Raw genomic sequence first — 13,128 nt, forward strand, 5'->3', positions numbered from 1 at the left:
TCATACGACGAGCCAAAGTACCAGACAGGATGACACAGTTGCCCGCTCTCAAACCTCTCCGCCCTGCACAACGGCCACAGTTGCGTTGGCGCGGCGCGCGGTCTGTGATTGCGTTGATCCTGCGAGAAATGTCGACCAGCTACGGGCGCAGCCCCGGTGGCTATCTCTGGGCGGTCCTGCAACCTCTGGCGATGATTGCTATGCTGACTTTAGCGTTCTCGGTTCTTTTACGCTCACCGTCACTGGGAACCAGCTTCCTGTTGTTCTATGCCACCGGTTTTCTGGTCTTGCGCATGTTTCAAGAAGTCCATGCGGCGGTGAGCTGGGCGATCGGGGGTAACCAGTCACTACTGGCATATCCGGGTGTGACTTATGTCGATGCGCTTCTAGCGCGGGGCATCCTTGCCATCCTAACCCAACTCATGGTGTCGGGGATTGTGTTCTGGATCATCTTCACGATTGAGGACATCCGCGTCATTATGGATTTTGTGCCGATACTACAGGCGTTTGGAGGGGTGGTGCTGTTGTCGATGGGCGTGGGAACTTTCAACGCCTACATGAGCTTTTCGTTTCCGGTCTACAAGACAGTCTGGAGCATCGCGACGCGGCCGCTCATGCTGGTGTCGGGGATTTTCTATATTTACGAAGACTTGCCGCTGTTTGCCCAGAATATCCTCTGGTTCAACCCGCTGATCCATCTGGGGGGGGTGATGCGTACGGGGTTTTATGCCAGCTATGACCCCAGCTATATTTCCATGACGTATGTTTGCATTGTCGGGGCGGTGCCGATGTTCTTTGGCGTGTTGTTGCTGCGCCGTTATGCCAAAGATATTCTTTACAAGTGATCGGTTGGCATGATTTTGCCTTGGCGTCTGCTCGGCCGGGATGAAATCGATAAGGCCTATCCGTCGCCGAATACGTTTGCGTTCACCATATGGCTGCGGGGGTACTGCGCCTGAGCAGTCGGCCTTCCGGGCCTCTCTGTTCTCCGAGCGTCTTGACGATTTGTGTCGTGAGCAGTCCCCCCTCCAAAGGAGAGGGGACTGGATCATGTCTGGTTCTCAGGAGTTATTCCGCTGCGGGGGAGTGGTCTTCCTTGACCCATTTCAGTTTGTCGCGTTGGACCTGTTCGACCGGCAGGATGTCCTGGCCTTTATAGGCCAGCGCCATGTCGACATTCTTCAGGTCGCGGCACAGGCGACGCAGCCCGTCGGGCTCGAGGCTGGCGGCGTGGTCGGTGCCTTTCCAGGTGCGATCAAGGGTGAAGTGACGTTCGATGTGCGTGAAGTGGCCCTTGCCGTCCGCTTCCATCGCGCGACCCACGGCCAGTGCCGCCACATCGGCTGAAATGCCCAAGTGGTGCCCGGAGAAGCCGATACCTTTGACGGTGGCGCCGAATTTTTCCATCAGGTTGCGGATCTCGAACAGGCAGATGTCTTCAAAGGCGACCGGATAGCCGGAGGTGCAGGAATAGACCACGAGATCCTTGGCGCGGCCCCGCTCGGCGTAGAAATTCACCAGATCGACGATTTCCTGGCCGGTGGACATGCCGGTGGAGACATGGATCTCGCCTGCGTAGTTCTCGCAGAGGTAGCCCTGCAGATCATAGTGCTGGTTTGTCGCCGAGGGGATTTTCAGCAGCGGTGGGTTCAGGGCAGCCATTTCCTTGGCCGAGGTCAAGTCCCAGACGCTGGTGGAATAGGCGATGCCGTTTTCTTCACAGCACTGGATCAGTTCCTTGTGCTGGTCTGTATCCATCTCGAGGAATTCGCGGTGCGCGCCATAGGTATCGCCGTATGCATTGGCCGGCACCGGGTGTGGCGTGTTGTACTGCTCAGGGGTCAGCAATTCGCGATTGTGACGCTTCTGGAATTTCGCAATATCTGCTTTGCAGACATGGGCTGCGACGCGGATCAGTTCCTTGGCAATCTCCAGGTCGCCTGTGTGGTTGCACCCGATCTCGGCAATCACTTTAACGGGGGTCTTATCTTCACTCATGTTCTGTCGTCCAATGTGTTGGAGAATGTTGCAGGCCCTCGTTGCAGGGCGGTGGGGGGCTCTATATGAGAGCTTCATAACAGCCTTGTAACCGCACAGGCCATCCCGGGCAAACCATAAAGAAACGTGATGACAGGCGCTAACATACAACATTCTACGTCTCCCGTCGTCTCGGTCATCATGCCCGTCTACAATGCGGAAGTGACTTTGGAACAAGCGGTTGCCTCGGTGCGTGCGCAGTGTTTCCAGGCCTGGGAACTGCTGCTCATCGAGGACGGGTCGAAAGATGGTTCGGCGGAAGTTTGCGCGCGCCTGATCCGGCAGGACGAAAGGATTCGTCTGTTGCGACAACCGGGCAACACGGGGGCGGCCGCAGCGCGCAATGCTGGGCTCGCTGCGGCACGGGGGCGCTATATCGCCTTTCTTGATGCCGATGATCGCTGGCTTGAGAACAAGTTACAGCGGCAGATCACGTTTATGCAGGAAACCGGCACGGTGTTTGCCTATAGTGGATTCTGGCGGGCGCGCGGCTCTGAGCGTCATCAGGTTCGGGTGCCGGAGCGGGTGACCCGGGCGGGCTTGTTGCGGGGCAATGTGATCGGATGTCTAACGGCGATCTATGACCGGGAGTATTTCGGTGCCTTGCAGATGCCGCTGCTGCGGATGCGGCAGGATTTCGCCTTTTGGCTGCTGCTTTTGGAGCGTTGCGAGGAGGCGCGTGGGATTGATGAGCCGCTAGCGGTGTATCAGGTCACTTCACAGTCCCTGACAGCTGGACGCGGGCGTGCGATGCGAGCGACCTGGCACATGTACCGGGCTCACCTCGGTCTGCCTGTCTGGTGCTCTGCGTGGTATATGGGGAACCACCTGTTGAGCCGCTTTCTGCGCGGGTAGGTGGAGCTGCTTGGCATTCAACTGCCCGTGGGCTAGAAGCAAGCAGAAGATACGGGCGCTTTTGGGGAAGAGAATATTCTTCACAATAGTTCCAGTCCCCTTTTGCGAAGGACAGATGCGGCCGGGATGACAGGGCATGTTGTGGATACCGTAACGGTTGCGATTTCAACTCTGGGAATGGGGGTTTCGCGCATCCAATTGCCAGAGCCTGTCGCTGGGATTGAATATTTGATTTTGCTCCAAGCCCCGGAAGAATCTCTGGCGCCAAGAGGTACATTTCGGGCTGAGAGGCGTGCTGATGTCCGTTTTGTGGAATTGCCGGATCGAGGGCTGTCGCGCAGTCGCAATGCGGGGTTGGCATATGCACACACAGACTTGGTGCTCTTTTCAGATGACGATGTGACGCTTGAACCTGAGGGCATCCTCACGCTACGCGATCACTTTGTCTCTGATCCGAATTTGGCGCTGGCGGCAGGTTGGCGACGGGAACGGCTGCCACAGGCGGCGCGAAAGCAGCATTTGACCCGTTTCAACAGCGGCCGTATCTGCGCCCCAGAGTTTATGGTGCGCGCGTCGGTCGTGGCGCGGCTGGGGGTGCAATTCGACCTCAATTTTGGTCTGGGCGCGTACTACGGGGTTGGTGAAGATTATGTCTTTGTCTCTGATATCCTGCATGCAGGCGGCAGAGGTGTGGCATTGCCTGTGGTGACTGGTTCTCACCCTGATGTCAGTACTGGAGAAAAGTGGTCGGATCCGCGCTTGCTGCGTGCCCGCCAGGCAGTGATCAACCGTGTGTTTGGAAGCTGGGCTCTGCCAGTGCGGTTCGCATACGGGATGCGCCACCGCCGCCGTTTCGCGAACTTTGAGCAGCTGTTCGCTTTTTTCTGGGGGTGATGGTGTATTGGTTAGAGAACGCCTTTCGCTACTTCGTATTGGGTGCTAGTTCGAGCATAAGAAGCCGCGCGTGCTCTGACGCTTTCTGGGGCAGCAGACCAGCCGCATAAAGTAGCTGTCCATATGATGGCAACCGACCTTGGAGACGATGATGAATTTGGAAGACAACCTTTCCTCACTCATGAAAGATATTGCCCGCTACGAACGTACAATTGGAGAGTTACTGGAGGAAAACACTACCCTCTCTTCGGAATTGGAGCAGCGCAAACAGGAATTGCAGGGCTGGTATCTGAATCGTCAGGACGCTTTGGGTGCAGATCTCGATTCACTGACGAATATCGTCCTTCGGTTAGCGGAACAGCAGGGGCGGCAGTTCGATTCCATCTATCGTTTGCTGGCGGATCGGACACTGAAGGACAGAGGTGCAGACCTGGGCAGTCGTTCTGAAGATATACTCAACGCTTTTTCGCGTTCTGCCGGTTATACCGATACCCTTTCCCGGATTATTTCGGGGCGCTTGGTCGAGAATATTACCGAATTTCCTCTGGACTTGGCACATGATAAATCCTTGCGGGCACTGCGCGGCACATTGGTGCATGACGATCAGGCGAGCGGCGGTGAAGCGCCCTTGTTGGTTTTGAGTGAAAACACCGAGACCGGCGTGCATAGCATGATTTTCCCGGTCGCCGAAATTTCAGCCACCGCTTACCGGGGTGTTGAGCTGGACGTGAAGCCGATGCAGAGCAAGGTGCTGCGCATCCGGGTACGCCAAAGCGACAACTGGAAGAACTACTGCGAGGTCAATGTTGACCTGCATGATATGCGTCATTTGCATTTTCGGACCAGCCATACCGAAGGGCGCCAGGATGTTGTTGTCAAAAAAATGGACAACGGCTGGGTGCGTATCTTTTTTGCCGCGGGCCTTGATGTTGGCGAGGGGCCAGTGGAAATTGAGTTGATCGCGATGGCCGCTGTGGAGCGTAAATCCAGTAAGCGTAAAGGATCTGGAAAAGAGTCCTTTGCTTTGCGTCGCTGTCATCTGCTGCAATCAGACGGCTTGGTCGAGCCCTCTGCTGATCGTCAGGTATTGGCGGATCTGAATGACAGTAAGCGTGCTGCTCCTTCGGTGGCTCGTGTTGACATCAACACTCCGAGCCAAGAGCGCGCTCGGCGCGAAAAGCGGGAGGCTTATCTTGCCTCTGGAGCCTACCGAAGTTTGACGAAATTTCGCAATATCCACGCAGGTAAGCGCGCCTTTATCATCGGAAACGGTCCCTCGATCAACAATCAGGACCTGACCCTGCTGAAAGACGAGGTAACTTTTGTCACCAATTGGTTCGTAAACCACCCCCAGTATGAAAAAATCGATCCGAGCTATTTCTGTGTGTCTTCGCATGAGATGTTTGGCGGCTGGGGTACACCCGAGCCCAAGGCCAATCAGGACTGGCTACAACAAATGCTAGCGCGGGCCGGGAACTCTCATAAGTTTTTCTCTTATCCATTTCGGGATTTTTTGATCGGTGACGGGGTGTTCCCACAAGAGCAATGTGACTTTCTTCTGTTTGATCGGCCGAAATACCAGATTGACGAGAAAGGTGACATCAACCTTGATCTGACACAGCCAATGGATGATGGCTACACTGGCATTATCACTTTCTGTCTGCCGCTGGCCCATTATATGGGAATCAAAGAGATCTATCTCGTAGGCTGTGATTGCGACTATGGGTTGACCACCCCGGATGCGCCGAAATCATATTTTTATGATTTTTCCAAACACACCACCAAGACCACCTCGCATGAAGGTTTGATGCGAGTTTGGGCAGATAATGGCCCGATTTTCCAGACATATGAGATTGCACGAAACCGCTTCCTGCAAGACGGTATACAGATTATCAATTGTACCGATGGTGGCCGTCTAGAGGTTTTCCCGCGCGCGTGCTACGATGATATCGTGGCGCAAAAATCATGATGCGTATGGCGGCTTCCTTGGTGCCTAATCTCGAACTGGAGGCGTTGGCAGCGAAAGAGGATACGGTCCTATGCTCTGTCGTCAGTGATGATTTCGCGGCCGGTTTCATTGTGATGGAGCGCAGTCTGCGCCATCACAATCCGGATTGGACGTTTCCGATCATCGCTGTGCACAGCAGCATAAAGCCTGTGTCGGAACTGACCAAGGCAGTGATACGCGAGCATTGTGATAACGTACATTTCGCGACCACCAATGATATCGCGATGGCGCCGATTTACGAATATGCGCACGACGTGATTGGTACGCCGGAGCGACTGTTCCCGGCTTTTGCGTTGTTGGAGGTGCTACGATGGAAGTTCTTCAAGAGAGTAATCGCCATTGACAGTGATGTGATTATTCGCGGCTCGCTCGATCCGCTGCTTTATAGTCCGGCACCGCTGGCAGCCTGCCGGGCGACGCATTCGGAAACCAATGCGCCGATGAACTTCGTAAACACAGGGGTGATGGTGCTGAATTCCAGCCTGCTACGTGGTTTCGAGTTCCATCGTGTTCGTGAATTCCTAGGCGACCGGATACCGCGACCCGGTACAGGCAAAGCGGATCAGGCGATCTTGAACATCTTGATGCACAATGTTTCGCTAGGTTATCTGCCGTCGCGCTTCAACTACACCAAACGGGCGCTTTACCTCGACTTGGAAGCGCGCGGGTGCAGTGAGCCCACGACAGACGACATCGAAGCATTGCTGGATGACGAAGACGTGCGCATTTTGCATTATGTTGGTGAGAAACCCTGGAACCCTAAAGTGCGTCATCGAGAAGAACGCTACGAGGCCTTGGATGTCTTGTGGCATAGGGCGGCTGAGGATCACGGTCGGGCATCGCTGTTCCAACTGTTGGAAATGCAGCGGCGTGCGTGGCAGAACCGTTATACTGAAAGCGTGCGCCGAGCGCAGAAAAAGCGGCCTACTTCTTCGCGCTCTTTTGAGCGTCTTGTGGCGACAAATATGGGGCTTTAAGCCTACGATATGAATGACAAGGATTTTGCGTATGATATCTGACCAGACCAAACCTATTGTCGATTTTTTTATCGTAGGGGCGATGAAGTCCGGGACTTCAAGCCTGCGTGATATGCTGCGCCAGCATCCGAATGTGGATCTCTACCGAGGGGAAATCCATTACTTCGACAAACTGAATCTGTTTGAGAAGGGGGGCGAGTGGTATCATGAACACTTCGATTTCAACTGTGGCCCTGGCGTTCTGCACGGAGATAAAAGTCCGTCATATAGCTTAGACCCCGACACGCCAGCGCGAATGTATTCTTACAACCCAGAGGCGCGTATCATCTGGATTTTCCGTGACCCGGTCAAACGGGCGGTGTCCAATTTTCATCACGCCAAGAAACGTAACCAGGATGCGATGAGCATTGAGGAGTCCTTGTCGCAGGCAGAAGAACTTGCGGCAAAGAACAGCCCGGCAGCTTATCTGTACAGGTCGCAGTACGAGCGGCACTTGGCGGCCTTCACTGAATACTTTCCGGAAGATCGCCAATATATTCTCATCTTTGAGGAACTCTTGGCCAATCCGGCAGCTGAAGTCGGTAAGCTAGTGAGCTGGTTGGGGCTGGAGGCCGGCACGGAACTCAAGTTGCCTCATAGCAACGAAGGCAAACCGGTCATCAAGCGTAAGTTCCCTGTGCATGAAGACACCATGAAACAGCTGGGCGACCTGTTGGTTCCAACGTTGTCAGCAGTTGAAGGGCGATTGGGCAGAAAGGTTGAAGCGTGGCGAAAAACACTCTGATGAATGAGATCCTCTGCCAGTCAGAGCTATTTGGATGACGTCGCAGGATTTGCATATCGAAAACGTCTTCGAGTTGCACGAAGGGGATGAGGCGCCGAAGCGGCGACTGCTGGTTGTGTTTTCGGCAGCCAATGCTTCGAGCTTCACATTCTTCAAGAGCACGGAAGGTATGCGCCCTGACCGTTTGCACATTCGCGACCCTGAAGGAAACGCTTGGTATCAAAACGGCCTGCGCAAACATGAATGTCTAGATGACATCGAAGCCCGCATTCAGGAGGTGGCTAAGGGATATCGTGAAATCTGGATGATCGGTTCTTCTATGGGGGGCTATGCGGCTCTCTATTTCGGGGCGCGTGTTAAGGCGCAAAGAGTGCTTGCGATAGCGCCGCAAATCCTTGTGGACAGCAGGTTTTCCCGTGGACCTCGATCAGGAGTTAAGGTCCAGACGCCGGATATCACTGAACTCGTGCGGCAAGCGAAGGGAACCAGTTTCACGATCGTGTTCGGCAGCTTCGATTTGATCGATACCTATAATATTTCACGGCTTTACGATGGGCAGGATATGCCACTTAATATTCGTGTGCTTCAGTACGAAGGTCAGGATCATATGTTGCCGGTGCGCTTGGAAGAAGAGTGCACGTTGATGCGTTACTTCCAGATGATCCTATCCAAGACTACGGTGCCCCAGATTTCCATCCCTTATCAGGAGGGGGGGCCTTTGGACCGGGAGCGTCAGGAGGTTTTGTCACGCTATGTGGATCTCATGCTCAATAAAGATTTTTTGGGAGCTTATCATGATTTGGCCGGAGATTGCGCGGCTTATCCCGACTGGCATGCGATGCAGTACTATCGATTGCTGAGCGGGTTTCGCGGTGGGATTGATCCGCAAGAGTTGCGTCAGGACGCGTGTGCCTTGTCTGATCTGCATCCCGGTGCCATCGATTTCGCTTATCTCGCGGCGCAGTGCTGCGAGGGAGTAGGGGATGGGGCAGCAGCGCGTGCATATTTGGATCGTGTGTTCTCCATTCGTCGATCACACCCACCGGGGCGCAAGATGTTGGAACGCCTCCAGAACGTATGATTGATTGTCGATCCCGACCCTAAGAGCCTACGGGCTGGTAGCTGATATCTGTGCGATCTACGTCACTGAAGTACTGTTCAAACAATATGCTGTTCTCTGTTGCCAGGGTCTGTAAGATCTCTTGCCTCTGCTCTGGAGAAAGCAGCATCGGGCGTGGATATGAAGTGTTTGGATATTTATCCTGCAAATGCAGGCGCAGGCTGCGCAAGTTTGCAAACCCTTGCTTAGGGGCAAGGCGAATAAATTCTTCAAGTGCTTTGGCAGAGAAACTGCGGTTTTCATAAACCTGAGGCGCCAGTTCCAGGTCATGTGTCGCACACATTGGTGCCAAAAAGGACTCCGCATATGCAGCGTTTCCACGGTGAATGCTCTCAAAAGGGCGGATGATTAGGTTTTCAGCGCCAAAATGCGCTTCCATACGTTTGATCAGATGCAGCCAAGACAATTGAGATGGTGTGAAGCTGCTCAGATAATGCTCGAAGCTGCACCATGTCGTGTCGGACAGTAACTGTGCATGATCGAGATGCAGGGAGGTAGCCAGAGTTTGTAAGCGATTGATAAAGCTCGATTCAATGAAATTATCTTGGCGACGCACATAAAAGATCACCTTGCGATTCATGCCAGAGGTTAGTTGCGCCAGCACCCGTAGAGCGGTGTCCGCCCGGGGATAAAGACAATTCACCCGATGTAGATCTGATGTACCGAACATAGTCTCAGAACTCAGAACTGCATTTGGCCAGCTCTTGTAATATTGCTGCAATTTGCGCGCCAGAGTGCGGCGACGTTTCTTGAAGGCGTCGCGATCACCGTCTCGATATAAGTGCCAGAACAGGTGACGCGGCTGAATCTTTATGCGCGCTAACCCTCGTTCTTCCAGTGCCGCTTCATTGTGCTTCAGCACATTCTGAAGCAGGGTTGTCGCAGTCTTATGCGCGCCAAGATGCAGATAGAGGGTCATTATGGCACCTTTTTCCGGGGATCAGGGAAGTAGGCGGTATTGCTTGGCGATCCGCCATAGCTGAAGAGAGACGCGGTGCGGTAAAATGGCCTTCAGCAGCGCGCCGAACCGTCTGAGACAACGCTGCAGCATGCTGGTATTCTGCTCTTGTCCCCGAGCTCGCAGATGACGATATTCTTGGCGCAACTCTTGAATTTCGAAATGCGCTGTCCGCATGGACTTGAAAAAATCCGTATTCCAGGCCCGATCATGAGGCCATTCTCCACGATCCAGAAGCTCTTCGCAGCGGCTGACGATCATCTCGAAGGAGGCAGCGGGTTTGGAGAAGAAGTAGCTGTCGATGAAACTTTCGGCGGGCGTGCCGATGTCATCGGCCATGATTTGCTCGAAGCTCCGCAGAAGTCCGGTTTTTTCAAAGACATGGTTGCCGTATTTTTCGTGGACGCCGAGGTCGAGCGGATAAGCGACGCGTGTTCCGACAGCCAAAGCTTCAAGGCTTGCGGTGGAACTCATGGTCACCATCAGGTCAATGTTGTGCACCATTTCGCTGATCGGAGTGTAGTCGATGCGGAAATTGGACGGAACCTCCCTGTCTTTCAGCAAGGCCTCGGGCGCAAACTTCATCTTGTGGAAGGTATCCTCGTCCGGCCGGTGGCGAGGTTTCAGGATTACTTCGCGATCGGGGTGACGCAGGGCATAGCGGATCATTGAGTTATAGACGAACAGGCGCTCCTCGCGATTTTCCGGAACCGTGGGCTGGTCGGCAAACAGAACCCGCTGGATGGGGCCGGTTTTCTGCGCGGCGATGGTGTTTGGCAGGAACGGCAATCCGGTCAGGATCAAGTTGTCGGTGGGGATGTCCAGCGTATGTGCGACGTTGGAAAAGCGAGCGAAATCTTCTTTGGAGTTGACGGCAACCACATCGCAGCCGTGCCGGTCCAGATAGCCTGCGGTCAGCTTTTCGATAATGATCCCGACCCAGCCCGCGACGAGCAAGGGGCGAGGCCCCGGTTGAGTGCTGACTGAAAGCTCAAAATTCAACTTGCGTGTCATCGGCCCGGAGAGGCTTGAGATCACCACATCATGGGATAGAGCGAGAGAGACGGTGTCGTCCCAGCTGCGCCGTTCAACCTGGTCGAACCCCGCGGCTTGGATTTGGGCTTCGGACAGGGCCGAGCGGACCCCCGGCACAATGGTTCGGCAGATAAAACCGCGTTGCTCGAATTCTTGCCGGACGGTTCGGCACCACTTCAACTGCGAGTCAAACGAAGCAATGAAAAGAGCGCGATGCATTGGAGCCTATCCTTGGTGAGTGCTTGTGCGTTGTTCTAGGGGAAGAACCCGGGGAATGAAAGAAAACGCACCGAAGGCATCGGCGTTGTTGTCGCAAATACCTGTGAAAAGAGAGCTATGAATCCTTGCGCACCTGAAAGGGGCGGTGTTGAAAACGGTCGATGATGCCCAGAACCTGAGCGCCAAGATCGTCCTTGCAGAACATGTTCTGTATCCACTTATCAGCGGCTTTATGGGCGCGCAGGTGCAGCATGTCGTCGAGTGAAGTGATCAGCCCGCTGTCCCGGAACAACATACGCATCGGCTGCTCCAGCGGGTCCAGGTAATTATCGACGTAGTCCAAGTGTACCATGCAGGGCACGCCTGCACGCACCACATCTATGGCCGCCGTTGAGGTGCAGGTGATGCCTATGGCAGCCGTTTTCAGTGCTTGGTCCATGGTGCATGCGGTCACCTTCAGATTCTGGGGCCGGCTTGGCAATTCAGCTAGAAGATCCGGGTAGCTGTATTTTTCCAGATGCAGGTGTTGCTGGTTTTCTTCCGGCAGGTGGCGCAACTTGATCCAGACAGTACGGTCGGGATTGGCCCGTGCGATGGCGGCCATGCTACGCAGCATATGCAACCGCGCGCGACGGGTGGAAGGTGACAGAGCCTGAGTGAAGAAATAGATATCCTTACGATCAGCCAGTTCCTGGGAGCTGAGTGATTGGACCTCTGTCACCGAAGGGTGACCAAAGCCAACTTCTTGCCACATACGGGTGGGCCAGCTCTGAGCCTGTTTTTCGAAAGTCGCCACTTCGCTTTGCGGAAAGACAAAGACCCCATCGCAGTGCCGACGCCGGAAATAGCCATCCTTTGGGGTGAAATCGAGTCCTCCCAAGAAAGCGATTACACAGGGTCGTTCGTTGTCTACATGCATGATCGTGCGCCGCAACTGAGCCCCAAGCGGCCCATATACCCGGCTCGTGACAATTGCCTTGTGGCTGCGCGCAAGCATTAACTGCTGAAAAACATTCTTGCCCTGAAGTGCGTGATCCGGCCCCTCAGGCAAGAGCAGGGACATTTGCCGATAGGACAATGCATTTTCACCTACCAACCACCCCATTTCAACCTTCAGGGAGGGGGCCGCCGCGCGCAGGCAATCCCGCATTCGCCGGGCAAAGATCAGGGTAGAATCGTCGCTGAATAATAGCAGCACCGGGCGGTCTTCAAAGGGCACGACCGAAGCCGGGAGCGCCGAAGCTTCGGTCCGCTCAAGCGACGAATGTGATGTCATTTGGTGGCCTTTACTTTAGCGTTTCTCGCCATGGCTTCACGAATTTCTGTCTCGAAACGCTCAAGAATCTCCACTTGTTCGCGGTTGTGTTGACGGTTCTTTGCGGACATGTGAACCATTTGTGTGCTCTCGCTTTGAAGCCAAGTGGAAAGCCGTCTCAATGGTCTGCCAAATATGCTGCGAGACAAGCGGTACAGAATTTTCCCGAATGCCGATTGTTTAAGTTTTGCAATCATGTGGGACACGTCTGCCTGTCTGGAATTCCTTGTGGGATTTACACAAGGAGGTGGGGTTTGTAAACGATGGGACCATGGACCTTGCCCGTTGTGCGAACAGGTTCGCTTCTACCATGGGCGAGGACATGTGACCTTGATAGTGATGGAAACCCGCCATGTCTAAACCCGTCCCCGGCACTCTGGCCGATACGGCCTGTATTATTTTGGCGCGCGGTGGCTCTAAAGGCGTTCCGGGCAAGAACCTGCGTGCCGTGGGCGGGGTGTCTCTGATCGGGCGTGCTGTCCGTGCGGGGCGTACTGCGGAACAAGTGGCTGTGGTCTATGTCTCTACCGATGATGCCGAGATTGCCGCCGAGGCCGCGTTGCATGGCGCGCGTATTATTGACCGCCCGGCGGCGTTGTCGGGGGACGCCGCCAGCTCTGAGGCCGGTTGGCTGCATGCGGTGCCGCTGGTGCGCGAAGATCTACCCGCGCTCGACAAGCTGGTGTTCCTGCAATGCACCTCGCCCTTCATCACCGGCAGTGATATTGACGGCTGCCTCGCAGAGATGGCGGTGCGGGGCACCGACTGTGCGCTTTCGGTCACCGAGGACCACTCCTTTCTCTGGGGGCTTGATGATGCAGGCGGGGGCGTGGGGATCAACCACAATGAACGCGAGCAGCGCCAGCGCCGTCAGGATCTGCCGCCACAATATTGCGAGAGCGGCGCGATCTACTGTGTCCAGCTTG

Annotated in this window: 13 protein-coding genes; 8 read left to right on the forward strand and 5 right to left on the reverse strand. The window is 54.8% G+C overall.

The annotated features are described in order from the left end of the window. Nucleotides 1-29: 29 nt before the first annotated feature. Nucleotides 30-845 (forward strand): ABC transporter permease, encoded by an 816-nt coding sequence (locus R0J92_RS18940; protein ID WP_411052745.1) that lies wholly within the window; start codon nt 30-32, stop codon nt 843-845. A 223-nt stretch (nt 846-1,068) separates the two neighbouring features. On the opposite strand, the gene R0J92_RS18945 is transcribed toward R0J92_RS18940, so the two are convergent. Then, nucleotides 1,069-1,998 (reverse strand): N-acetylneuraminate synthase family protein, encoded by a 930-nt coding sequence (locus R0J92_RS18945; RefSeq protein WP_411052746.1) that lies wholly within the window; start codon nt 1,996-1,998, stop codon nt 1,069-1,071. Nucleotides 1,999-2,127: 129 nt separating this feature from the next. Between R0J92_RS18945 and R0J92_RS18950 the strand changes: the two genes are divergently transcribed. The 6 genes from R0J92_RS18950 (at nt 2,128) to R0J92_RS18975 (ending at nt 8,636) form a co-directional block, all read left to right on the forward strand. Continuing rightward, nucleotides 2,128-2,892: a glycosyltransferase family 2 protein gene (locus R0J92_RS18950; RefSeq protein ID WP_411052747.1), complete on the forward strand. Its 765-nt coding sequence runs from the start codon at nt 2,128-2,130 to the stop codon at nt 2,890-2,892. A 141-nt stretch (nt 2,893-3,033) separates the two neighbouring features. Then, nucleotides 3,034-3,786: a glycosyltransferase gene (locus tag R0J92_RS18955; RefSeq protein ID WP_411052749.1), complete on the forward strand. Its 753-nt coding sequence runs from the start codon at nt 3,034-3,036 to the stop codon at nt 3,784-3,786. Nucleotides 3,787-3,967: 181 nt separating this feature from the next. Next, nucleotides 3,968-5,755 carry a hypothetical protein gene (locus R0J92_RS18960; protein ID WP_411052750.1) on the forward strand — a complete coding sequence of 596 codons (1,788 nt, stop codon included), beginning with the start codon at nt 3,968-3,970 and terminating at the stop codon, nt 5,753-5,755. After that, a complete protein-coding gene (locus tag R0J92_RS18965) occupies nt 5,752-6,771 on the forward strand; it encodes a glycosyltransferase (protein ID WP_411052751.1) in 1,020 nt (339 codons plus the stop codon). The genes R0J92_RS18960 and R0J92_RS18965 overlap by 4 nt, the downstream gene beginning before the upstream one ends. A gap of 31 nt (nt 6,772-6,802) precedes the next feature. Beyond that, complete coding sequence (locus tag R0J92_RS18970; RefSeq protein WP_411052752.1) at nt 6,803-7,555, forward strand: sulfotransferase family protein; 753 nt, start codon at nt 6,803-6,805, stop codon at nt 7,553-7,555. A 34-nt stretch (nt 7,556-7,589) separates the two neighbouring features. Beyond that, complete coding sequence (locus R0J92_RS18975) at nt 7,590-8,636, forward strand: hypothetical protein (RefSeq protein WP_411052753.1); 1,047 nt, start codon at nt 7,590-7,592, stop codon at nt 8,634-8,636. A 19-nt stretch (nt 8,637-8,655) separates the two neighbouring features. Here R0J92_RS18975 and R0J92_RS18980 read toward each other — a convergent pair whose 3' ends face one another. The 4 genes from R0J92_RS18980 to R0J92_RS18995 all read right to left on the reverse strand — a co-directional run bounded on the left by R0J92_RS18980 (nt 8,656) and on the right by R0J92_RS18995 (nt 12,399). Continuing rightward, nucleotides 8,656-9,594 (reverse strand): hypothetical protein, encoded by a 939-nt coding sequence (locus tag R0J92_RS18980; protein WP_411052754.1) that lies wholly within the window; start codon nt 9,592-9,594, stop codon nt 8,656-8,658. A 21-nt stretch (nt 9,595-9,615) separates the two neighbouring features. Further along, nucleotides 9,616-10,887, reverse strand: a complete 1,272-nt coding sequence (locus R0J92_RS18985) for a DUF6716 putative glycosyltransferase (RefSeq protein ID WP_411052755.1) — start codon at nt 10,885-10,887, stop codon at nt 9,616-9,618. A gap of 115 nt (nt 10,888-11,002) precedes the next feature. Then, nucleotides 11,003-12,163 (reverse strand): DUF6716 putative glycosyltransferase, encoded by a 1,161-nt coding sequence (locus R0J92_RS18990; protein ID WP_411052756.1) that lies wholly within the window; start codon nt 12,161-12,163, stop codon nt 11,003-11,005. Continuing rightward, on the reverse strand, nt 12,160-12,399 hold the full coding sequence (locus R0J92_RS18995; protein WP_411052757.1) for a hypothetical protein: 240 nt from the start codon (nt 12,397-12,399) through the stop codon (nt 12,160-12,162). The genes R0J92_RS18990 and R0J92_RS18995 overlap by 4 nt, the downstream gene beginning before the upstream one ends. 155 nt (nt 12,400-12,554) lie before the next feature. Here R0J92_RS18995 and R0J92_RS19000 point away from each other — a divergent pair. After that, nucleotides 12,555-13,128: acylneuraminate cytidylyltransferase family protein (locus R0J92_RS19000; RefSeq protein WP_411052758.1), on the forward strand; the 574-nt coding region annotated here is incomplete at its 3' end.

This window comes from Tritonibacter sp. SIMBA_163, from assembly GCF_046535935.1.
Taxonomy (GTDB): Bacteria; Pseudomonadota; Alphaproteobacteria; order Rhodobacterales; family Rhodobacteraceae; genus Epibacterium; species Epibacterium scottomollicae.

Excerpts from the sequence above, each read along its gene's own strand:
- R0J92_RS18940 (WP_411052745.1), top strand. The coding sequence starts at position 30 with ATGACACAGTTGCCCGCTCTCAAACCTCTCCGCCCTGCACAACGGCCA.
- R0J92_RS18945 (WP_411052746.1), bottom strand. The coding sequence starts at position 1,998 with ATGAGTGAAGATAAGACCCCCGTTAAAGTGATTGCCGAGATCGGGTGC.
- R0J92_RS18950 (WP_411052747.1), top strand. The coding sequence starts at position 2,128 with ATGACAGGCGCTAACATACAACATTCTACGTCTCCCGTCGTCTCGGTC.
- R0J92_RS18960 (WP_411052750.1), top strand. The coding sequence starts at position 3,968 with ATGAAAGATATTGCCCGCTACGAACGTACAATTGGAGAGTTACTGGAG.
- R0J92_RS18965 (WP_411052751.1), top strand. The coding sequence starts at position 5,752 with ATGATGCGTATGGCGGCTTCCTTGGTGCCTAATCTCGAACTGGAGGCG.
- R0J92_RS18970 (WP_411052752.1), top strand. The coding sequence starts at position 6,803 with ATGATATCTGACCAGACCAAACCTATTGTCGATTTTTTTATCGTAGGG.
- R0J92_RS18975 (WP_411052753.1), top strand. The coding sequence starts at position 7,590 with ATGACGTCGCAGGATTTGCATATCGAAAACGTCTTCGAGTTGCACGAA.
- R0J92_RS18980 (WP_411052754.1), bottom strand. The coding sequence starts at position 9,594 with ATGACCCTCTATCTGCATCTTGGCGCGCATAAGACTGCGACAACCCTG.
- R0J92_RS18985 (WP_411052755.1), bottom strand. The coding sequence starts at position 10,887 with ATGCATCGCGCTCTTTTCATTGCTTCGTTTGACTCGCAGTTGAAGTGG.
- R0J92_RS18990 (WP_411052756.1), bottom strand. The coding sequence starts at position 12,163 with ATGACATCACATTCGTCGCTTGAGCGGACCGAAGCTTCGGCGCTCCCG.
- R0J92_RS18995 (WP_411052757.1), bottom strand. The coding sequence starts at position 12,399 with ATGATTGCAAAACTTAAACAATCGGCATTCGGGAAAATTCTGTACCGC.